The sequence below is a fragment of the Brevibacillus sp. YAE8 genome (genome assembly GCF_057543335.1).
Genome location: NZ_BAAIYG010000005.1, coordinates 91,290 through 110,881 on the forward strand (window position 1 = coordinate 91,290; position 19,592 = coordinate 110,881).

22 protein-coding genes and 1 other RNA gene are annotated in these 19,592 nt (G+C 55.3%); 9 read left to right on the plus strand and 14 right to left on the minus strand.

Annotation, left to right across the window (positions count from 1 at the left end; all coding sequences use genetic code 11):
* Window positions 1–13: 13 nt before the first annotated feature.
* Window positions 14–898: a YicC/YloC family endoribonuclease gene (locus tag AC27IT_RS10020; RefSeq protein WP_025844642.1), complete on the minus strand. Its 885-nt coding sequence runs from the start codon at window positions 896–898 to the stop codon at window positions 14–16.
* 188 nt (window positions 899–1,086) lie between these two features.
* Here AC27IT_RS10020 and AC27IT_RS10025 point away from each other — a divergent pair, with 188 nt between their 5' ends.
* Entirely contained in the window at window positions 1,087–2,835 is a 1,749-nt protein-coding gene (locus AC27IT_RS10025) for an Rqc2 family fibronectin-binding protein (RefSeq protein WP_005831058.1), read from the plus strand.
* A gap of 390 nt (window positions 2,836–3,225) precedes the next feature.
* Window positions 3,226–3,693, plus strand: a complete 468-nt coding sequence (locus tag AC27IT_RS10030) for a hypothetical protein (RefSeq protein ID WP_025844644.1) — start codon at window positions 3,226–3,228, stop codon at window positions 3,691–3,693.
* A 115-nt stretch (window positions 3,694–3,808) separates the two neighbouring features.
* Here the strand turns inward: AC27IT_RS10030 and ssrS are convergent.
* Window positions 3,809–4,002, minus strand: a non-coding RNA gene (gene ssrS, locus AC27IT_RS10035) — 6S RNA.
* Window positions 4,003–4,157: 155 nt separating this feature from the next.
* On the opposite strand from ssrS, the gene AC27IT_RS10040 reads away from it, so the two are divergent.
* A complete protein-coding gene (locus tag AC27IT_RS10040) occupies window positions 4,158–4,580 on the plus strand; it encodes a Gmad2 immunoglobulin-like domain-containing protein (protein WP_487091765.1) in 423 nt (140 codons plus the stop codon).
* Between the two features lie 13 nt (window positions 4,581–4,593).
* Here the strand turns inward: AC27IT_RS10040 and AC27IT_RS10045 are convergent, their stop codons facing one another.
* The 4 genes from AC27IT_RS10045 to AC27IT_RS10060 all read right to left on the minus strand — a co-directional run bounded on the left by AC27IT_RS10045 (window position 4,594) and on the right by AC27IT_RS10060 (window position 8,581).
* Window positions 4,594–5,367, minus strand: a complete 774-nt coding sequence (locus tag AC27IT_RS10045; RefSeq protein ID WP_429777021.1) for an enoyl-CoA hydratase/isomerase family protein — start codon at window positions 5,365–5,367, stop codon at window positions 4,594–4,596.
* 18 nt (window positions 5,368–5,385) lie between these two features.
* The gene (locus tag AC27IT_RS10050; RefSeq protein ID WP_487091766.1) at window positions 5,386–6,561 is read right to left on the minus strand and encodes a CaiB/BaiF CoA transferase family protein; all 1,176 of its coding nucleotides are present in this window, start codon (window positions 6,559–6,561) and stop codon (window positions 5,386–5,388) included.
* Window positions 6,562–6,696: 135 nt separating this feature from the next.
* The gene (locus AC27IT_RS10055; RefSeq protein WP_005829756.1) at window positions 6,697–7,047 is read right to left on the minus strand and encodes a DUF4870 domain-containing protein; all 351 of its coding nucleotides are present in this window, start codon (window positions 7,045–7,047) and stop codon (window positions 6,697–6,699) included.
* Window positions 7,048–7,636: 589 nt separating this feature from the next.
* On the minus strand, window positions 7,637–8,581 hold the full coding sequence (locus AC27IT_RS10060) for a GntR family transcriptional regulator (RefSeq protein WP_197186652.1): 945 nt from the start codon (window positions 8,579–8,581) through the stop codon (window positions 7,637–7,639).
* A gap of 137 nt (window positions 8,582–8,718) precedes the next feature.
* Here AC27IT_RS10060 and AC27IT_RS10065 point away from each other — a divergent pair, with 137 nt between their 5' ends.
* Window positions 8,719–8,889 carry a YjzC family protein gene (locus AC27IT_RS10065; RefSeq protein WP_005829753.1) on the plus strand — a complete coding sequence of 57 codons (171 nt, stop codon included), beginning with the start codon at window positions 8,719–8,721 and terminating at the stop codon, window positions 8,887–8,889.
* Window positions 8,890–8,943: 54 nt separating this feature from the next.
* Here AC27IT_RS10065 and AC27IT_RS10070 read toward each other — a convergent pair whose 3' ends face one another.
* Window positions 8,944–9,192: a hypothetical protein gene (locus AC27IT_RS10070; RefSeq protein WP_025844653.1), complete on the minus strand. Its 249-nt coding sequence runs from the start codon at window positions 9,190–9,192 to the stop codon at window positions 8,944–8,946.
* Between the two features lie 171 nt (window positions 9,193–9,363).
* On the opposite strand from AC27IT_RS10070, the gene AC27IT_RS10075 reads away from it, so the two are divergent.
* A complete protein-coding gene (locus AC27IT_RS10075) occupies window positions 9,364–9,906 on the plus strand; it encodes a DUF309 domain-containing protein (protein ID WP_025844655.1) in 543 nt (180 codons plus the stop codon).
* A 5-nt stretch (window positions 9,907–9,911) separates the two neighbouring features.
* Here the strand turns inward: AC27IT_RS10075 and AC27IT_RS10080 are convergent, their stop codons facing one another.
* Window positions 9,912–10,454, minus strand: coding sequence for an RNA 2'-phosphotransferase (locus AC27IT_RS10080; RefSeq protein ID WP_005829748.1), 543 nt, complete (start codon window positions 10,452–10,454; stop codon window positions 9,912–9,914).
* A 28-nt stretch (window positions 10,455–10,482) separates the two neighbouring features.
* Window positions 10,483–11,163: a CPBP family intramembrane glutamic endopeptidase gene (locus tag AC27IT_RS10085; RefSeq protein WP_025844662.1), complete on the minus strand. Its 681-nt coding sequence runs from the start codon at window positions 11,161–11,163 to the stop codon at window positions 10,483–10,485.
* 196 nt (window positions 11,164–11,359) lie between these two features.
* On the opposite strand from AC27IT_RS10085, the gene AC27IT_RS10090 reads away from it, so the two are divergent.
* Window positions 11,360–12,559, plus strand: a complete 1,200-nt coding sequence (locus tag AC27IT_RS10090) for an MFS transporter (protein ID WP_005829744.1) — start codon at window positions 11,360–11,362, stop codon at window positions 12,557–12,559.
* A 113-nt stretch (window positions 12,560–12,672) separates the two neighbouring features.
* Window positions 12,673–13,155 carry a CcdC family protein gene (locus AC27IT_RS10095; protein WP_005829742.1) on the plus strand — a complete coding sequence of 161 codons (483 nt, stop codon included), beginning with the start codon at window positions 12,673–12,675 and terminating at the stop codon, window positions 13,153–13,155.
* A 179-nt stretch (window positions 13,156–13,334) separates the two neighbouring features.
* Here AC27IT_RS10095 and AC27IT_RS10100 read toward each other — a convergent pair whose 3' ends face one another.
* The 4 genes from AC27IT_RS10100 to AC27IT_RS10115 form a co-directional block, all read right to left on the minus strand.
* Window positions 13,335–14,171: an alpha/beta hydrolase gene (locus tag AC27IT_RS10100; protein ID WP_005829740.1), complete on the minus strand. Its 837-nt coding sequence runs from the start codon at window positions 14,169–14,171 to the stop codon at window positions 13,335–13,337.
* Between the two features lies 1 nt (window position 14,172).
* Complete coding sequence (locus AC27IT_RS10105) at window positions 14,173–15,249, minus strand: P-loop NTPase family protein (RefSeq protein WP_283857928.1); 1,077 nt, start codon at window positions 15,247–15,249, stop codon at window positions 14,173–14,175.
* Between the two features lie 221 nt (window positions 15,250–15,470).
* Complete coding sequence (locus AC27IT_RS10110) at window positions 15,471–15,878, minus strand: NUDIX hydrolase (RefSeq protein ID WP_025844961.1); 408 nt, start codon at window positions 15,876–15,878, stop codon at window positions 15,471–15,473.
* Window positions 15,879–15,920: 42 nt separating this feature from the next.
* Window positions 15,921–16,727, minus strand: a complete 807-nt coding sequence (locus AC27IT_RS10115) for a VOC family protein (protein ID WP_005829734.1) — start codon at window positions 16,725–16,727, stop codon at window positions 15,921–15,923.
* A gap of 77 nt (window positions 16,728–16,804) precedes the next feature.
* Here AC27IT_RS10115 and AC27IT_RS10120 point away from each other — a divergent pair, with 77 nt between their 5' ends.
* Window positions 16,805–17,944: a CapA family protein gene (locus AC27IT_RS10120; protein WP_005829732.1), complete on the plus strand. Its 1,140-nt coding sequence runs from the start codon at window positions 16,805–16,807 to the stop codon at window positions 17,942–17,944.
* A gap of 158 nt (window positions 17,945–18,102) precedes the next feature.
* Window positions 18,103–18,258, plus strand: coding sequence for a hypothetical protein (locus tag AC27IT_RS10125; RefSeq protein ID WP_155808574.1), 156 nt, complete (start codon window positions 18,103–18,105; stop codon window positions 18,256–18,258).
* 66 nt (window positions 18,259–18,324) lie between these two features.
* Here AC27IT_RS10125 and AC27IT_RS10130 read toward each other — a convergent pair whose 3' ends face one another.
* Window positions 18,325–19,587, minus strand: a complete 1,263-nt coding sequence (locus tag AC27IT_RS10130; RefSeq protein WP_007786304.1) for a homoserine dehydrogenase — start codon at window positions 19,585–19,587, stop codon at window positions 18,325–18,327.
* Between the last annotated feature and the right edge of the window lie 5 nt (window positions 19,588–19,592).

Sequence of the window (19,592 nt, forward strand, 5' to 3'; positions counted from 1 at the left end):
CCATCCTTTCATGCTACTCGACGTTCTGTACTTGCTCTCTCATTTTCTCCAGTTCCGTCTTGATTTCCACAGCGAGGTGGGAAATGGGCAAATAATTCGCCTTGGAAGCGATAGTATTGGCTTCCCGGTTCATTTCCTGGAGCAAAAAATCCAGCTTTCGCCCGATCGCTTCGCTTGCTTCCAACTGTTTGGCAAACTGGAGACAATGGCTTTCCAGGCGGGTAATCTCCTCACTGATATCGCTCTTGTCAGCGAAAAAAGCAACCTCCTGAGCCACGCGCGCAAGGTCCAATTCAAAAGGAGCCTGGCTGGCCCATTCGTTCAATCGCTGGCGAAGACGGGTCTGGTACTCCTCGATTCCCACAGGAGCCAATTGCTGAAGCTCTTTGACCCACGCTTCAATCTGTGCGAGCCGTCCGGATAAATCAGCGTACAGTTGCTTGCCCTCCGCCTCTTTCATGGAGAGCAAATCGATCGCTGCAGCCTTGACCTGATCCAGCAGCCATTCGGCCGCTTCGTCGCTGTCTTCTGTCATTTCTTTTGTATGTAACACGCCAGGGAAGAGCAAAAGCTCCTTGACGCCAAGCGGCTCCTGCAACGAAAAGCGCTCAGCCATCGTGCGCGACAGCGAGACGAGCTGCTCGGCCACCTGCCAGTCGATCTCGACAGCGGAAGCCGTCTGACTTTTCCCGTCCATCGCAATGGTCACATCGACACGACCTCTGCGGACGTACCGGCTCACCAGCTTGCGCACCTGGTCCTCCAGCATGCTCCAAGCTTTTGGCAGGCGTACCTGTATCTCGGAATACCGATGATTGACGGCGCGAATCTCCACCGTCAACCGCACAGCGCCCCTGCTATCCTCTTTCCGTCCATAACCTGTCATGCTCCGAACCATCGTTTTCACTTCCACAGACGCAAAATCGTTAATTTATTATAGGAGACAACTCTTGGCAGTGTCAACCGAAGCCGCAGGGCGACAACAAGATTCCTCCCTCCCCCGCTTTGTGCTACACTGTGACTGGCAACCATTTCTGGCATCTTTTTTTACGTTCCAGGCATTTTTAACGATTGAGGTGAGTGATTGTGGCATTTGATGGCGTAGTAACCCGTGCCGTCGCGCGGGAGTTACATAAATGTGTCGGCGGTCGCATCTCCAAGATTCACCAGCCGCACCACAGCGATATTGTCATGCAAGTACGCACGCCGGGAGAAACAGTCAAGCTCTTGCTGTCTGCCAATCCGACGTACCCCCGGATTCACCTTACGACCGAAGAGTTTACGAATCCGCTGGAAGCTCCGATGTTTTGCATGCTGCTGCGCAAGCATTGTGAAGGCGGGCTGATCGAATCGATCGAACAGATCGGCATGGAGCGGATCATCCACATGGATATCCGCACCCGCGACGAGCTGGGAGACACGGCGCTCCGCCGCATTATCATGGAAATCATGGGCAAGCACAGCAACATTATTCTCGTCGATCCGGCAACGGGAACGATTCTCGACAGTGCCATGCACGTGACGCTGGCGATCAGCCAATACAGGCAAGTCACCCCTGGACGTCCGTACGTCTCCCCGCCGAGCCAGGACAAACACGATCCGCTCACCGTCACCGAGCAGGCGTTCATTTCCTCCATCGATTGGAACAGCGGGCGGCTGGACAAGCAAATCGTCGACCGCTACATGGGCATCAGCCCGCTTTTGGCAAAAGAAATCGTCCACCGGGCAAAGCTGGCCAATCGCGACACGCTGTGGCAAGCTTTTTCCTCGGTCATGGAAGCGGTCAAGGCGCACAACTACGCGCCTGCGATTGTGGAACGCCCCGACAAAGCGTATTTTCACGTCGTCGAGCTGACGCACCTGACCGATGGCGGCGATGGCACCGCCACGCCGTACCCTTCCGTGCAAGCCTGCCTGCAGGCATTTTACGAGGGCAAAGCTCTGCGCGATACGGTCAAGCAACGCGCCCACGACCTGATTCGCTTCGTCACCGCCGAGCGCAACAAAAACGAAAAGAAGATCGAGAAACTGGAGCAAACGCTACAGGAGGCGCACGACGCCGATTTGTTCCGTCTGTACGGCGAGCTGATTACCGCCAACATGCATCAGATGAAGCGCGGCGACACCGAACTGGTCACCGTCAACTGGTACGACGAGGCTGGCAGCACCATCACCATCCCGCTCGACCCGTTGAAGACTCCTTCGGAAAATTTGCAGGCCTATTACAAACGGTACAACAAAGCGAAAAACAGCCTGCAAATCGTCAGCGAGCAGATCGAGCAAGCCAAAGCGGAAATTCTTTACCTGGACGGCCTTTTGGTCCAACTCGGCCACGCCAGCCTGAAGGAAGCGGAAGAAATTCGCGAAGAGCTGGTCGAGCAAGGCTACATGCGCGACCGGAAAAAGCGCGGACCGCGCAAGAAAAAGGATACGCGCCCCGAGCTGGAACGGTACGTCTCGTCAGACGGCACCGAAATTTTGGTCGGAAAAAACAACAAGCAAAACGAGTTTTTGACAAACAAGCTGGCTTTTGCGCATGAAACGTGGCTGCATACAAAAGACATTCCCGGCTCCCACGTCGTCATCCGCGCCCGCGAGTTTTCCGATCAAACCTTGCTCGAAGCCGCCAACCTGGCCGCCTATTTCAGCCGCGCCAAAGAAGGCAGCCAGATTCCTGTCGACTACACCTTGATTCGGCACGTCAAAAAGCCGAGCGGCGCCAAGCCAGGCTACGTCATTTACGAGCAGCAGCGCACGTTGTACGTCACCCCGGATGAAGCGCTCGTTCGCCGCCTGAAAGCGAACGCTTCCCCCACGCATAGCGAAACTCCCTAAGCTCATACTAAGAGCATGGATGGGTGTCCTCGTTTTTGAATCAGCCTGCATACGCTAACGAAAACGGACGCATTGTTTCGCCGGGCGTTGGCGGTCGAAAACGTCACCTCCGGTTGCATCAAAGGCAAGCATGACCCGCTTGCTTGCCTTTCGTGCTGCTTGCTGCTCCTTATCCTGCTTCGCCCCGCAACCATAGTTTGCTTGCACGACTGACTGTTTTGGTTCGTGTTCGCCTTTTTGGTCCGCGCCGTGTCCTGCCTGGCCAGCCTTACTGATGATCGAGCTTGGTGTTTACGGCATTTGCCATCGCAGTGGTGAAGGGCTTGTTGCACGCTCCTTTGGCAAGAAACAGGATTCCAGCCCATTTTCAATTTTGGAAGGAGGATCAGGATGAACGTCATCGGCATCATCCAGACTGATCTAAACGAGTTCAGCGTATTGTTTGAGCAGCAAAACGGCGGACAAGGCGGACAAAGCAGCGGTGGACAGAACGGCGGCGGGCAGCAATCGAGTGGCGGCGGGCAAGATTTTCAGGACAGCGACTCCATGTTCCTCAGTTTTCTTGACGAGCAGCCAACCTCCGGCGAAGGAAGCGGGCAGAGCAGCCAAGGCGGACAGGGGCAAGGACAGCAAAGCGGTCCACAAGAATTGACCGTCCGCATCAAAGGGATTCCGGAAGGTCAAAAAGCGAACTTTTTGCAAATGTACCAAATTCTGCAGGACGCCCAAGATTCGCAATCGCTAGAGCAAAGCCTGACGATCATAAACAACGACCAGCAGGACGGCCAGGATTCGGGGCGCAGACAAAGCCAGGGCCAGGGACACGGTTCCGGCAAGCAAAACAAAACGACCCATTGAGACGAACAACGTCCTGCACGTCGTCTCGCTCCGCACCCCAAACATAGAAAAACCACCTGGAAGTCTCCAAGTGGTTTTTTCATGCTATCGGCCAATCTTTGCTTTTGCATGCTGCCAAGTCCCCGCTCTGCCGTTGACCTCATGTTTCTATAACCTGCGCTCACACAGGTGGGTGACCCTTCTGCCCTTCAGCCTTCCCATGCATCCCCAAAAGGGAGGTGGGCCTGACATCCAACGCAAATTTCCGTCTCCCGAAAAACACGTATAAGGTTAGAAACATTTACGGTCTTACGTACATCGCAGGATCTTGATATCCCTACTTTACCACACAATTCACTCTCGCTCAACGGATATTCTTCCCTTCCCCGTTCCCATTGTTGAGGCGAGCGACTTTTCCAGCATAAAACAGTTGCTGGCACGCCATCTTAAAAACGTAGCATCACTCTGGAAAAGGAAGGGATCGCATGCGTTTTCCCCAAAAACTGATGATCGTGTCACTTCTCGCGGTCGGCTCCGTCTGTGTGCCAGCCGCTGCACTTCCGTTGCCTAGCAGCGCCACGGAACAGCCTGCCGGCGAGCAAGGCGGCAAGTACGAGAACGAAGCGTTTCGCAACATCGCCGTAACGAAAACAGGACCCGGCCAATACGCCGTAAAAGGCGAATCCCGCGTGTTCGAAGCTACCGTGCGCTTTGTCGTGACAGACGAAGGCAACACGCTGGCCGACAGCTTTGTCACAGCCAGCCAAGGGGCACCCGAATGGGGCACGTTCGCCATCAACCTGAGTCTCGACGCCGCCAAGCTGAAAGCCCCTGTCCTTACCTTGTTCGAGGAAAGCGCGGAATCCGGCCAGCGCATTCACGAGCTGAACATCCCTTTGCCGAAGTAGCGCTGTAGCGTTTTTACGTCCGTTTCATTTTGGCACGTACCAGCGATTGAAACGCAGGATGGGCGATCAAGGACGGCTGCTGCTGCTTTTCCCAGGCGAGCGCGTACTCCAGCCCGTTAAACTGGCACCGTCCCAGCCCTTCTTTCGTAACGGCATACGCCTGTCGCGGCAAGCGCCGCACGGCAGCCACCAGCGCTTCCACCTCCTGCTCGATGAGCGCTGGCTCAACCGCACGATAGATCAAGCCAATCTGCTCGGCTGTTTGCCCGGAAATTTTTTCCCCGAGCAGAGCCAGTCGTTTCGCCCATGCCGTTCCTACCAGTTGCGGCAGCAAATACGTGCCGCCAAAGTCGGTAGTCAGTCCGATCTGGACAAACGGCTCCTGCAGCACGGCATCTGTCGTGGCAATGACAAAATCGGCATGCAGCGCCAGATTGAGCCCCGCTCCGACCGCCACCCCTTCCACGACGGCAATTACCGGCTTCGGCATCTGGTGCAGCCGCGCAATAAAATCGTTAATGACCGCAAGCGCCTCATCCGCTTCGTCTTTTTCGCTTAGCGCCGTCAGCACGGTCAAATCAGCGCCGGAGCAAAAATTGCCGCCTGCTCCTCTGAGAATGAGCACTTCCACCTCCGGGTCATCCGCCGCCTCCGCAATCGACGTTTGCAACAGCGCAAACATCTCGACCGTCATCGCGTTCAGCACGCGCGGCCGATTGAGCGTGATCGTGCAGACGCCCTCTTCTTTTTTCACCAAAAGCGGGGTTGCTTGGACTTCTTGCTCCATAGTTGTCTCTTCTCCTTTCTATACGGACGACTCCGGGATGACGCCTTGCCGCTTGAGCTTGCGCAAGCCTTCATCCGTTATGTTCAGCTTTCGCCTGAGCAACTCTGCCGTGCAGTCGGCATGCCACGGAGGAGCTTTGCGGTTGGAAGCGCCAGGGCGAGAGCTTTTCGCTGCGCCGGTCGGCTCCCGCTTGTCCAGAAAAGGAAGCGTGTAGGCAATTTCCCGCTCGGACACATAGCGAATATTCGACCAGTTTTCCATTTCCTCCACCGCCGTCAGACAGCAATCCACATCGCTCCCCAGCTCGTTCCACTCCGCCTGTGTGCGGGATAAAAACAAGGCTTTCAGCTCCTCCCATACCTCGGGGTGCTCCGCGATCGTCCCGCGGTGATACGCCTCCCAGTCAGCCCGGCCCACCGCCCGGCAAAAGCTCAGCCAGTAGCGCTCCTCCACAGCGGCGAGCGCCACGTACTGCCCGTCGGCGGTTTCAAACACCTGATGCGCCAACAGCCCCTTTTTGCTCTGATTCGTACTCGCGGTAGCCTGGCAAGCCGTAAAAATCGCCTGCAGCCCTACCCACGCCGCGAGCAAGTCGGCGGCGGCCACGTCCAGATAGGCGCCGCGCCCGGTTCGCGCCCGCTGCACCAGCGCCGCGCAAATTTGCTCGCTTGCGTACAGACCCAGGGCGTAATCGGAGAGAGGAATGTCTGCCAGGACTGGCTTGCCGGAAGCATCGCGCAGCAGGGAGAGAAAGCCGCTGACCGCCTGAACGTTGAGATCGTGCCCGCCGAGCTGATGCATCTCCCCGCTCTGTCCGTACCCGGTGACCGAGCAGTAGATGACAGCCGGGTGAGCGGCCCACAGGCGATCGTAGTCAAGCCCGAGGTGGCGCATGACACCTGGACGGTAGCTTTCCACCACGACGTCAGCCTGTCTGGCGAGAGCAAACGCGAGCGCCTTTCCTTCATCTGTCCGCAGGTTAAGCGAAATGCTCTTGTGATTGCGATGCGAACGCAAGGAAAACGCTCCCGTTTCTCTGGCCGCAGACGGGCTGGGAAAAACCGCCGAGGCGTGCTCGTCTTCGCGAAACGCCTCCACCTCGATGACTTCCGCTCCCAGATCAGCGAGTCGCATGGTGCAGATCGGCCCAGGCAGATGACGAGAAAAATCGACAACCGTAACGCCAGTCAGCATGACTTCCCACTCCCTTCGCCCCGATTCTTTGTCCTCCCTAGTTTTTCGCGATGAATGACCATTCACCCTGCCTGTTGCGGGAAAATTACGAAAAAAAGCCGTTCCCAAAGGAGCGGCTGCTCGATGGCGAATCACTCATTTGATAAATCGCAACGTCAGCGGATAGCGGTACGTTTTCCCTTCGTTGGCCCGAACGGCGGCAATCACGACGAAGACGATCCAGAAAAAGAACAGGGCGGTCAATAAAATCACGCCGATGAAGACAATGAGCAGGATGCTGGAAATGGCTGCGTAGATCGTGACCGAGATGCTGAAATTGAGCGCTTCCTTGCCGTGCTCCTCAAAAAAGGGGCCCTCTTCGCGTTTGAACAACCAGACCAAAAGCGGCCCCAGCACATTGCCAAATGGGATCAGAAAGCCGATCAGCGCGGACAAATGTGCGATCATGGCCCACATTCGCTCGTCTTTTCCGACCAGATGGTTCATTTGCATTCCCCCATTCCCTTCGCTACTGTAGTGTACGATGCCAGCACCGCAAACTTGCGAAAAAATTCGAAAACTTGGCTGCGCCGAACCATTGACGCAGTCATAGTGGCCCTTATACTGGATAGCACGAAAAAAGCGCCGTAAAAGGCGCTTTTTTTCGATGAATTAATATTTGCTGTCGTGGCCACCCCAAGAGGACCCGTAACCGCCGTGTCCGCAGCTTTCGCCGTGATGGTGATGGTGACCGCAGCTTCCACGACCAGTTTTACATTCCGTTCTGTAGTAAGGCTTGTAGTAGCAATGTTTTTTGTAGTATTTCCTCTTGCAGCACTTCTTGTAGTAGCACTTGCAATGAGACTTTCTGCATCCGCAACCCATGAACCTCACCCCCTCCTGTTCGTTACATCTACAAAGTATGTAGGTGAAGGTGCATCGGCATGGTACACTTGTCTATTCTTGCGGCAAAATCAGCGGATGTCTTGCCTGAAAACAGCACAACCGGCAGACAGGCTGCCGGCGGCTTTTGTACATATCAGGAAGGAAAAAGCTCTGCAAACCGCCAGAAAATAAGGGCATAACAGGCAAAAAATCATTGCGTCACGATCTTGCGCAGTTCATTGATTCCGTGGTGATCGGGAATTTCCTGGTATTCCTTTACTTTTGGCAGCGTCAGCAAATGCGGTCTGACCATATAGCCGGGCTTCGATATGTAGACGACATCACAATTCGTAATCAGGTCGAACACGTCGGGATGATTCGCTTCGATCGTCCGAATATCCAGATGCGTGATGCCTGCGTTGTACAAGTCATTTATCATTCCTGCCGCACCGCGGATCGTCGCACAGACCAGCCCGACTTTTGTATGGCGGGGATACGCCTCCATGGCCGGAATGACCGTAGTCGGATCGGGTATAAAATCGAGGCTGACGACAGGCGGAGCCTCTCGCGGCAAACGGTGCTTCATGCGCAAATTAACGGAAGGGTGAGTGACGATCGCCTTGTATTGCTGCAAAAAGCTCGGGTCCTGTTCGACTCGCTGGGCAAAATCATCGAAGGTCCGCCCCTCCAGCATGACACTGGGGAGATGGTATTGCACCAGGCGCAAATACTCGGCAAGCTCCAGCTCTGTGAAACGCAAAAACAGGACAGGAAACTGGTTGATCTCCAGCATGACACACGAGAGGACACGGGTAAATTCATCCATGGAATAGCCCATGGCCTTTACTTTGTGCAGCGTCTCTTTGGCCAGCAAAGCGAGATGCGCGGGATTGCGGGTCAGTAGAGGATCGTTGACAATATTGCTGACGATGGTCCCGCGCCCTTGACGCGAATCGACCATCCCTTCCTGCTGCAAGCGGAGATAAACGCTGCGAACCGTGTTGTAATTGACCTTCAGTTGTGCCGCTAGCTTCCTGACCGTCGGCAACTGCTCATTCGGCGGAATTTCTCCGCTGCGAATCGAGGAGGCAATTTGTTGGTAGAGCTGTTCGTGGTACGACACATTCGAATCCTTTTGCAGGGTCAGGCGTAGCATGAATTCACCTCTTCATCCATCGTTGAAACCATCGTATATGAATTTTGAATCGAACGTCAATAGAGGCAGCCAGCATGAACATCCCCGCGACGGCAATACTAAGGCAGATCACACATTGCGAGAAAGAAGGTGTCCCTATGGGAGAACAAAGCCGTTTTCGTGAAGGCGACAAGTCGCCAAAAAACGCAGTGTACATGGAAATCGGGGAAACCGGCGCCAGCGTGCAGGACCCGATGATTATCGAGCTGGACAAAGGCGAAAAGTTTCCCGCGACCCGCAACAAAAACCGGGTCTGGACCCAAAAGTAGGGGCAAATCAGCAAGAAAACCAACCTGGCCGCAAAGAGCTAGGTTGGTTTCTTCTTAATCCTCGTCTTCGTCGTCTTCGCTGTCTTCCTCGTCCTCTTCGTCACCGCTCACATACACGATGGTAACGCCAAGGCTCTCCAAAAGGGCAAGAACTTCCCTGTTCAGCTCCTGGTCCATCAGCAGCCCCAGGCTTTCCACCAGTTCAAGCTCCTCCAGTTCGCCTTGCTCGGCATCCTCAATCAGCTCTATGATTTCGGTCATTCGCTTTTTTTCCAAGACAGCCATCAGTTCATCTCTTGTCATATCGTGTTTCCCACCTCGATTTCTCTACTCTATGCTTTATAATAGTACATAAACAAACCGTTGAAAACATAACGGTCACGACCTTGTGGTTGGCGGCAAACAGCCACAGCCGCTTGCCCGCAAAGCGTCGAGGCGTTTTTTCTTACAAAAAAGAGCGAGGTGAAGTCCATCATGTATCCTGAGCCGTATCTGGACTACCTGGTTCAGTTTCATGTCGAACGCGACTATTTCGAGTGTCACGAGATTTTGGAAGAATATTGGAAAAGCGCTCCACCCGCGGAGCGCCAGTCTGTCTGGGTCGGCTTGATTCAAATTGCCGTCGGGCTGTACCACCACCGACGCGGCAACGTAAACGGCGCCCGCAAAATGCTCACAAGTGCCCACGCGCTGGTGAAACAGCATCACGCGGAGCTGGAGCGCCTCGGCTTGGACAGCACGGCCCTGGAGCGCCTCTTGGCAGTCCGCCTGGAAGAGATTGAACAAGGCTTGCCTTACCGCAGCATCACCTTGCCGATGCGGGCAGCCGAGCTGATTGCCGCGTACAAAGCGGCCTGTGCCAAGCAAAATCAGCCGGAGTATCGCGACAGCGACATGAATGATCCGTTTTTGCTAAACAAGCACAGGTTGCGCGACCGCAGCGACGTCCTCGCAGAACGAGAGCGCCAGCTACAGCTCCGCCAGGGAAAACAAAGCGATCCCGATCCCGCAACCTGATGCGCTCACTCCGCGACAAAAGCCGCTGGAATCGCCTCACTGAACCAAAATGCTCCGCTCCCTTGGAAAAATCGGATGCCGGTTGCCCGCGCCCGAGCCGCCTGAACGGTCAGCAAACAGAGCGTGTCCTCCGGCATCCCGATGTCTTCTGCCCGAAAAGCAAGCTGGACGTGCTCGCTTGCGATCGGCAAAAGTCCCCCGGCGAGCGCTTGCTGCACCAGCTTTGCGTGCGTGCCGTAATACAGGCGCGCCGGAGGTTCCACCTCTGTGAGCCGGGTTGCCGTCTGGCTCGGCGCAAAGCCGTACGTGGCACGAATCAACTCGCCCCCATCCCACTCGATCTGCCGCTCCGGGTCATTTTCCACCACCTGCCACAAATCGGCACGCCGGAGGTTCGCCCACCCTTTGATCGCGCGCAAATAAGCGAGCAGTGGTCCCGTTGGCGTGAAGCCGTATGTATCGAAGTAAAGCTGGACGTGCTCGTTTTTTTGCCGCAGGATGCTGAGCAGACGCTTGCGCAGCGTAACTTCCTCGTGCAGCGCCAGCATGGCGATCTCCCCCTTCGTCTGTTTTACGCTAATAAATCCAGAAAACAACAGCCAGCGCCAACCCCAAATCCGCCAGCAAATGACTGAACCAGGTCGGGTAGATGGACGGAAACAGCCCTTTCATCCACCCCCAGATGACGCCCGCGCCATACACCGCGGTCGTAAGCAGCAAGCCTTGCCACACGCCGAACAAGGCCGTCGTAATAATCAGGTGGTACAACGTGTAAAAAAAACTCGTGAGCAATACGGAGACGACACGGGAGAGCGAGCGCAGCATTCGCTGCAGGACAAAGCCTCGCCAGAACAATTCCTCCAAAAGCGAGTTGACGACCACCAGATACAGCGCAAACAAGCCGATCCAGTTGCGGTTCAACCCCCACGACTCCAGCCCGGCCCGCACGATGTCCGGCGTGCCCTCCGCCTGTAAAATCAGCCACAGTCCTGTCAGGATGCCTGTAAAAAACAGCAGCCCCAGCCCAATCCCGAAAAGCGCCCCTCGTTTTTCAAAGCGGCCCCACGCCAAGCGCCAATGCTCTTGCAAGCTTTTTTCCCACCAGCCATGCAACAGCGGGATTGCTACACAGACCGCCAAATGAAACGAAACAAACGTGACAAACAAGCTGTGCCGCTCTACCAGCCCGTAAAAAATGGCGAGCGTGGCAGCAAACCCATACCCGATCAGGAGAAGCAGCGTACGTTTTCGCGCCATTTACGATAAGCTCCTTTGTTGCGTAATCGCCGCCCATTGTTCCTGTAATGTGCCCGTTATTGCCAGGAAGCATACATCTATTGACAATAAATATACAAATATTTGGGCAGATGCTATACTGAGTGGTACCGTTTTGAAAAAAATCGATCGGTTCATTTTTTTTGTCAAAAACTAAAAAAGATTTGGAGTGGCTCTCATGTTGTGGCGTAACCGAACCTTTCTCCTGCTGATGACAGGAGAGATCGTCGCTGGGGCAGGCATGTGGATTTCCATTATTGCCAATTTGTCGTTCATGCAGAGCCTGATCCCTTCCGAAACCGTGAAGGGGCTGATTTTGATGACCGGCCTGATCGCAAGCATCTTGCTTGCTCCGAAAGCAGGCGTCGTCATCGACATGTACGACAAAGGAAAAATCATGCTCTGTGCCAGCCTGGCTCGAACCTTGAGTCCTGTGTTTATGTTTCCCGCACTCGCGTACGATTCGATTTTGTGGATGATTGTCTCGCTGCTCGTCATGCAAGTGTCGGCGGCGTTTTACTTCCCGACCGTGCAAGCCTCCCTGCCTGCCATCTTGACCAAGGATGAACTGCTGAAAGCGAACAGCGCCTACTTGAACATTTCCACGCTGTCGCGCATCGGCGGAACGGCCCTCGGGGGCATTCTCGTCGTCTCCATGGAGCTGTCCATGCTGTACGTCTGCTCGATGATTGCGTACGCGATTCTCGCCGTCGTCACGCTGTTCCTGCGCATTCCTCCTGTCGCCTCGCGCAACCTGAAGGAAAAAGTGGAGTTTCGCGAAGTGCTGACGATTGCCCGTAAAGACCCGGCGCTGTTTGTCGGGCTTATCAACAACGGGTTGATTACGCTGTTTTTGGGCGGCATCAATTTGTTGATTCTCAACCTCAGCGAACTCCAGCAGGCGCCTCAGCTCATGGGCTGGATTTACGCCGTAGAAGGAACGAGCATCCTAATCGGCGGCCTGCTTGCCAAACGGTGGATCGGCGGCAAAAACTTGGTCGCAGCCTCGACGCTCATGCTGTTTTTCTTTGCCCTCTCGCAATTCGGGATGTCGTTTGCCGATCATAAGGCGATGGTGCTGTCCTCTTTTTCCCTGTTCGGCTTTGTCGTCGCCTTCTTTTTCCCGGTGATCGCGACGATCTTTCAGAAGCGGCTGCCCGCCCACCAGCAAGGACGGTTTTTCTCGTTCAAAAGCATGCTGGATCGCACCTGTTTCCTGCTCGCGCTCGGGATTACCGGAATCGGTCTCGATTTGCTCGGGATCAGCGGCTACTTGCTGTTCATCGGCTCGCTGACGCTCTTGTCCGGCATCCTGACGTTCGTCTACAGCAAAAAGCACAAGCTGGACGTCCGTCAAAGCGACGAGGCGGCCGCCTAGCAAAAGCGCCGTTTGCCTGTCTCCTGCTTTTCCATGCGCCTCCATTTGGTGTACACTAGACTAGAAAAAACAACGTTGAAAATATGTGGCAAGTCTTTGGAGGCGTTTTTTCCATGCAGATATTATCTTCCCCTACATTCGGCCTTCTGGTTCCGCTCCTGATGGCGACTGCACTCATCTTTGTGCGTATGCGCAGGCAAAAAAAGCCTGTGTCGGCAAAGAGCATTATCTTGCCGCCTTTCTTCATGGCGACGGGCTTTGCGATGTTTTTCTTTCCGGAGGCGGCGCTCCCGCCGATGTACGATGTAGCGGCTTTTGTCACGGGGTTGTTTTTCTCGATTCCGTTGATTATGACTTCGCGTTTCGAAGTGATCGGCCAAGACGTCTACCTCAAGCGCTCCCGAGCCTTTTTCTTCATCCTGGTCGGTCTGTTAATCATCCGGGTGATTATCAAGCTGGTGATAAACGACAGCTTCACCTCGATTCAGACGGGCGGACTGTTTTTCCTGCTTGCTTTCGGCATGCTCGTCCCGTGGCGAATCGCGATGCTGTACATGTACCGCCAATTGACGAAAAAGACGTTTGGCACGCAATGAGGCGTAGGAAAAACGAAAAAGCAACCGGCTTCCTCTTTTGGGGGAGGAGGCGGTTGCTTTTTTGGTATGAAAATGGTTTTGACGCCATGCGTGATGAAAAAGATGACACCGTTAGCGTGCTACACTCTGGTCATGATCGATGTGTAACGTTAAGCCCGGGTGTAAGCGAACCGTTGTTTTTAGCTACCGCTGTTTGCTTCCAGTAAATGATTTTGGAAAAAAGCTACCGAGTGGTTAATGATCTGCTTGCTCCGCAAATCGTCATCCCAGAGATCGAAAGCATGGCGACCATCGGGATGGAGGTAGTAATCGAGAGAAACATTTTGCTTGGAGGCGGTCAAAACGAAGTCATCAATCGTCGCGTTCAAGTCCGCCCGATCTGCCCCTGCTTTCGCTACCAGAAGCGGCGGAAGGTTTGCAGGCGCTTCCTCCAGAGCAGCCCGTGCGGATGCAGCCCGCAAAGTTTGCTCATCCAGATCAGGAAGCATAGCCCGCGCGCTCCACAAATCCATAATCGCGTACAATGCGGCGACACAGCGAATGTCACCCGCCTTATTCCGCAGCGCAGTCGGAAGTCCGACAGGGCCACCGGCGGAGCACACCCAGATCCCGAGTCGCTCGCGCGCGATGCCAAGCTGCTCTCCGCTCTCGCGAATGTACGCCAAAGCGTCCTCCACATCCCGGACAGCCTCATCAAGCTTGGAAAACCTCTCCGTGGAACGATGGGTAAACGTGACAGCGATCAGGCCACTCGCAGCAAGAAGCTGTCCCCACGATACGTATTGTCCGCTGTCCTTGATCGTTTGCAAAAAATGCCACGGTCCGTCTCCGTGGATGAGTATGACAGCAGGCATCCCTTTGGAGCACTCACTCCCTTTTGGATAGTACACGTCCATTTTCAGATCGCCGCGATCGGATGTCTTGTACACGACATCCTTTTTTACCTCTACAAGAGAAGTCTTCTCGTCGCTTGGCCTCATTACGATTCTTTTGGCAAACAGCTCGTTTTGCTCCACGTTACCCCATCTCCCCCGTAGGCACTGTATCGGGCAAGCCACCGATGTAAAAAAGCAGTTGCGGGTCAAGCCCATCCGTTTTTCCTTCTACAATACGCGACACATGTTCCAATGAATCAGTGGCGTTGACCCACACTCCCGCAAGCTTGGTCACTGGCTCTGCGATGTAAAAAGGCTGCGTCAAGTACAGCTCCAGTCTCCTGCCCCGCACGAATGTCTCCGTTTCCTCCGGGGGAACGGCAGCCTGTTCGCTCGCTTCAAGCCATTGTGCCAGCTCGCGGTATCTGCGCAACAGTTTCTTGGCTTTTTGCTGGACTGTAAAATGACGGTTTTCGAAATGGGCGTCTTCCAGCAAAGTCGAGGTAGAGGCTACGGGATCAATCGCCGGATAGTAGCGCTTGCTGGACAAGACAAAATCAAATTGCCAAAGCGTATCCAACGGACCATAGGGGACAATCTCTTCCGTGGCCACGCCGCTCACATCAATCAGAAATACGGTCAAGTCTGTTACTCGCGCTTCTGCCAGCATGCCCCGCAACTTGCCAAGCTCCCCAAATAACACGTAAGACCGATCTGCGGCCAGTACGGCTGTGCCGTGTTCTTCTGCTTGCAAAATGGCTTGAAAGCACTCTTCGCAGCTATCACATACGGCTGCCGCTTCTGAAATGACCTCTTCCATGCCCACGACATCCCGAGCCGGGCGCCAGAAAACAGGGGTAAAGCCTGTCTGCTTCAGGCGCAAAAACAACTCCGCCAGCACGACCAGTTGTCCCACCCCTGGCTTTGCCACCAACCCGACCGTCCCCCCGCGAACGACAGGGGCGAAAACGTCGATCACCTTGATTCCCGTCTCCAGCATTTTCGTTTGCCCGCCGCGAATAATCAAATCGTCAAGACGACAGCCTGCCAGCTCAGCCAGACTCACCAACGTGCGAACCTCTGCCCGGCCGACAGGAATTTTGCCCGTACACAAATTGGACACCGTAGCTGGCCGCAAGCCTGCCTCTTTAGCGGCTGCAGTCAGGTTGGGAACCTTGCGTCTGAGCAAGGCGACATTAAGAGTCAAGTTATCCGTCATGCGATCCCTCCTTACCATTCAATTACTTCAAAGCGTAATATTTATTACCCTAAAAAGAAACAAAATATTTCCTGACAACTCTGACTACGTTATTATGTTGCACGTATATTGGCTACACAAAAAAGCCGTCCGCTTTCGGACAGCTTCTTTCACTCGTTCCTGCGCCGAGTCGTGGATTCGTCTCTGCACGCCCACGCCGCTTTCCCAAGCTGCGTGTTCTTTCAAAACTCCACGTAAAACGGGTGCTTTTCCTCCTGCAAGCACAGCTCGATTCGCTGCCGGAAGTTGCTCCACGTAACCTTTGTTAGCGCCTCTTCAATCGGGAAAAACCCGGCTTCCAGACACTCGGGCGTCGCGATCAGCTTCCCGCCAATCGGCCTCGCTAAAAACAGCACATTGCAGATCGACTTGCTCACGTTTTGAAACACGCCGCAAAACTTCGTAATTTCGATGTCCAAGCCGCACTCTTCCTTCGTCTCCCGGATGGCTGCCGCCCGGATGGACTCGCCTTCCTCCACTTTTCCGCCAGGCATCTCCCAGCCGCGCCTCGGGCCTTTTATCAGCAGCACTTCCTTGCGCTCGTTGACAATGATCGCTGCAGCAGACAGTGAATGCTTAGGTACAGTCAAAGGCTTGCCTCCTTTTTTCCGGTTTCTTGCTTTTGCTGTCCGTCAAGTGAGATAAATCCCGCCGCAAATGTCGTGCGGAAGCGGCAATGCATTCGCCGCGCCGATTTTCGCGAAAAAAGGACGCTCTCCGCTCGCCGCTAACGCCTGCTGCGCCGCTCCAGGCTGCGTCGGTTCACACAGGACGATGCTTCCGCCGGGCAGCGCAAGCGACAAGCAACGCGCACCCAGTCGCTCATCCGTGAAAACTTCCCCGCCCTGCAAGCCGAACCACCGCGTCCAGTCCGCAGCAGCCGCGTCCAAATTCGCGACAGCGAAGCCGACAGCCAGAAGCTCGGCTGCTCCGTTCGGATGCGGAGCGATGATCCCGCGCTGCGTCAAATCTGCCTGGCGCTCCTCGTCTGTCTCCTGCCACTCAATCAAAAACGGCAGCTTTCGCGCAGTCTGCGGGTCTTCGGCAAACAGCATGCGCCAGCGTAATGTTTTTCCGTCGTCTCTTGTACGGCTGCCGTCTACTGGCCCTGTCAGCTTCAGCCCAAGCGCGCGAAATCGCTCCACCCACAGATCCATTTCGCTGGTGCGCAAGGCGATTTGCCCAAGCCCTTCGCCAAGCTCGTGCTCCGCGACCAATTGCGCGATGAGCGGATTGTCCGATCGTCCGGCAACCGCCGCATCCTCGACCGCCAAAAACTCCACATACGACAAGCCAAAATAGCTGAGACTGTTCCATGTCCCCCAATGGGTGTGCCTGCCTCCCGTTACAGCGTGAAATCCGGCTTCGCGAAACAGCCGCGCTGCTTCTGCGGGCGGACGATGGACAAAATGAACCAGATGGTCAAAGGACAATTGCATCTTTTTTCGCCTCTTTTCGTAATTACCTTTATCATAGCAAAATTTAGCAGCTTTTCGTTAGCGAAGAAAGGAGAAGCATGAACGAGACGAATCACAGCCGGAGACGCTCCCGGCGAAGACAGACAAAACCAAAGTGGCTTCGGGCAGGGAAAAATACGCTGCTTTTCAGCTTGCTCGCCGTCCTCGGGGCAGGCGCTTATCTCGGCTTCACTGCGCTCGGCAAGCACGAGGCTCCCAAAGCCACTCCCGCACCAGAGCCGGTCGCTGCCCCGGAGCCGACTGTCCGGCTCAGCTTTGTCGGGGACGTCATGATGGCAGGAAATGTGGAAAACGTTTTGCTAGAAAAAGGCTACGACTACCCGTTCACGCATGTGCGCTCGCTTTTTTTGCAGGATGACTACACCATCGCCAACCTGGAGACGCCGCTTACGACGAGAGGGACTCCCGCCGACAACAAAGCGTACGTCTACAAGTCGTCCCCTTTGGCTGCGCCCGCCATGCAGGCCGCCGGAATCGACGCGGTCAATCTGGCGAACAACCACTCGATGGATCAGGGCGTAGACGGCTTGCTCGATACGTTCGCCGCGCTGGAGGAACACCGGATCGCCTATGTCGGGGGCGGAGTCGATGCCACCCGCGCCTTCGCGCCTGTTTTTGTGGAGAAAAACGGCATCAGGCTCGCCGTGCTCGGATTCAGCCGGGTCATACCGGAAGTGAGCTGGTTCGCGCAAAAAAACGGGCCGGGACTGGCGGGAACCTACGACCCCGCCTTGGCCGTCCAAGCCATCGAGCAGGCGAAAGCACAGGCTGATCTCGTCGTCGTGATCGCCCATTGGGGCAAAGAGCGCGAAGACTTTCCCGTCGATCATCAAAAAGAACTCGCCAAGGCGTACATCGACGCAGGCGCTGACCTGATCGTCGGCGGCCATCCGCACGTGCTGCAAGGCTTTGAGCAGTATCGCGGCAAATGGATCGCCTACAGCCTAGGCAACTTCATTTTCACGCGCTCGACCGAGCCGAAAACGTGGGAAACGATGGTGCTGCAAGCAAGCTGTACGAAAAACGCCGCCTGCGACCTGACAATGCTTCCGTTCCACGCCGAACTGGGACAAGCCGTGCCGATGAACGCCACAGATGGAGCCGCTTTGCGCAAGCGAATCGAATCGCTCTCGGAAAACGTCCAGATTGACGCAGAGGGCCGCGTGCGGGGAAGTTAGCATGGCATGGCATAGTATAACCCCCGTCCTATTCGCCACTTCAGCCGGAAGCCGCTCATGAAAAAACGGGCGCATCCCTGTTCTTTTGGCTGAAACCTCTCCAAGCCTTATTCGTAAACCATAGCAAGACCGCTTTTACGAGCAAAAGGAGGGAGAGCATGACAGGAGTCATCATTACCGTAGCAGCCATTGGCGTTTTTCTGCTCTCGGGCTATTTCATGACCAAATGGGAAAAAGCCGTCTTCCCGGGAAACCAGCAAAACGGCTCCGCCCCTGATCCCCCCAAGCATTCGGACAAAAACGGCAGGCAGTAGGACGCCATCCATCTGGCATTCGTCCTTGCTGCCTGCCCGTTTTTTCTTTTGCGCCGCTTTTTCGGGTTATGCCGTTTCCAGCAGCGGGAAGCAGCGGACGGACAGGCCAAAATCGCTTTTCAGCACTTCCTCGTGCTCTTCGCGAATCCCTGTTACGATCAACCCCGCGCGCAATACTCCGCCCAGATCGAATTGGACTTTCAGCTTCGTCACCGTCACGCCCGCCTCGCGCAAGAAATGCAGGACGCGATCAGGCGTCGCAGCGAGACACGAGCCTTCGAGATAACACAGCACGCGCTCGTCCTGCCATTGACCCGGCTGCGCTTCGGCCGTTTTTTCCTTCCAGGCCGGATGCGGGGTAAACGGCTGCGTCAACAAATAAGCCAAATCCTCGACAACGGCGCTTGCCGTCGGCAGCTCGCCTGCGCCTCTGCCCGTAAACAGCAGATCGCCTACGATGTTTCCGGAAAGCTGAACAGCGTTGAAAGCATCCTGAATTTGCGCCAGCGGATGAGCGACAGGCAGCATGGTCGGCTGAACCGAGAGCCGGATTCCTTGCTCTGTTTTGTGCGCCTGGGCAATCAGCTTGATCCGGTAGCCCAGCTCGTTTGCGATACGGATGTGACCAGGAGACAAATCGGCAATCCCTTTGCGCACGACATTTGCAAGCGGCAGCGATTCTCCGTACACAAGCTGCGCGAGAATGTACAGTTTGTACATCGCGTCGAATCCTTCCACGTCAGAGCGCGGATCGGCTTCCGCATACCCCAGCTCCTGCGCTTGCTTCAACACTTCCTGATAGGGGAGCTGCTCCGCTTCCATTTTCGTCAGGATGAAGTTCGTCGTACCGTTGAGAATGCCGCGCACTCCTTGAATATCGTTCGTGCGCAAAAACTGTCGCAGCACGCTCAAAATCGGGATGCCGCCTGCCACGCTCGCCTCATAGGCCAGATGGACCTGATGCCGGTTTGCCAGATCGACCAACTCTGTGCCGCGTTTGGCAAGCAGCTCCTTGTTCGCCGTCACCACGTGGCAGCCTTTTTCGATCAAGGCACGGACGTAGTCATACGTCGGCTCGACGCCCCCCATCACCTCGACGACAATGTCCACATCGCTTTTCAACACGTCCTCAAAATCCGTGGTCAAAAGCGCGGGATCTACCTGAACGGCCCGTTCTTTTTCCGAATCGCGGACCAATGCTTTGACAATTTCGATTCGCTTGCCCAATCTCGCAGCCAGCTTCTCCTGCTGCGAACGAATCGTCTTGATGACGCCGCCCCCTACTGTTCCCAATCCAAGCAGCCCTACCTTGACTACACCTGCGCTCATTTCTA

Bases quoted from the DNA above. Each gene is read 5' to 3' on its own strand.
- AC27IT_RS10095 (WP_005829742.1), top strand. From the start codon at position 12,673: ATGCAGATATTATCTTCCCCTACATTCGGCCTTCTGGTTCCGCTCCTG.
- AC27IT_RS10050 (WP_487091766.1), bottom strand. From the start codon at position 6,561: ATGCTGACTGGCGTTACGGTTGTCGATTTTTCTCGTCATCTGCCTGGG.
- AC27IT_RS10020 (WP_025844642.1), bottom strand. From the start codon at position 898: ATGGTTCGGAGCATGACAGGTTATGGACGGAAAGAGGATAGCAGGGGC.
- AC27IT_RS10115 (WP_005829734.1), bottom strand. From the start codon at position 16,727: ATGCAATTGTCCTTTGACCATCTGGTTCATTTTGTCCATCGTCCGCCC.
- AC27IT_RS10030 (WP_025844644.1), top strand. From the start codon at position 3,226: ATGAACGTCATCGGCATCATCCAGACTGATCTAAACGAGTTCAGCGTA.
- AC27IT_RS10060 (WP_197186652.1), bottom strand. From the start codon at position 8,581: ATGCTACGCCTGACCCTGCAAAAGGATTCGAATGTGTCGTACCACGAA.
- AC27IT_RS10080 (WP_005829748.1), bottom strand. From the start codon at position 10,454: ATGCTGGCGCTGCACGAGGAAGTTACGCTGCGCAAGCGTCTGCTCAGC.
- AC27IT_RS10105 (WP_283857928.1), bottom strand. From the start codon at position 15,249: ATGACGGATAACTTGACTCTTAATGTCGCCTTGCTCAGACGCAAGGTT.
- AC27IT_RS10070 (WP_025844653.1), bottom strand. From the start codon at position 9,192: ATGACAAGAGATGAACTGATGGCTGTCTTGGAAAAAAAGCGAATGACC.
- AC27IT_RS10125 (WP_155808574.1), top strand. From the start codon at position 18,103: ATGACAGGAGTCATCATTACCGTAGCAGCCATTGGCGTTTTTCTGCTC.
- AC27IT_RS10130 (WP_007786304.1), bottom strand. From the start codon at position 19,587: ATGAGCGCAGGTGTAGTCAAGGTAGGGCTGCTTGGATTGGGAACAGTA.
- AC27IT_RS10045 (WP_429777021.1), bottom strand. From the start codon at position 5,367: ATGGAGCAAGAAGTCCAAGCAACCCCGCTTTTGGTGAAAAAAGAAGAG.
- AC27IT_RS10085 (WP_025844662.1), bottom strand. From the start codon at position 11,163: ATGGCGCGAAAACGTACGCTGCTTCTCCTGATCGGGTATGGGTTTGCT.
- AC27IT_RS10040 (WP_487091765.1), top strand. From the start codon at position 4,158: ATGCGTTTTCCCCAAAAACTGATGATCGTGTCACTTCTCGCGGTCGGC.
- AC27IT_RS10090 (WP_005829744.1), top strand. From the start codon at position 11,360: ATGTTGTGGCGTAACCGAACCTTTCTCCTGCTGATGACAGGAGAGATC.
- AC27IT_RS10065 (WP_005829753.1), top strand. From the start codon at position 8,719: ATGGGAGAACAAAGCCGTTTTCGTGAAGGCGACAAGTCGCCAAAAAAC.
- AC27IT_RS10075 (WP_025844655.1), top strand. From the start codon at position 9,364: ATGTATCCTGAGCCGTATCTGGACTACCTGGTTCAGTTTCATGTCGAA.
- AC27IT_RS10055 (WP_005829756.1), bottom strand. From the start codon at position 7,047: ATGAACCATCTGGTCGGAAAAGACGAGCGAATGTGGGCCATGATCGCA.
- AC27IT_RS10120 (WP_005829732.1), top strand. From the start codon at position 16,805: ATGAACGAGACGAATCACAGCCGGAGACGCTCCCGGCGAAGACAGACA.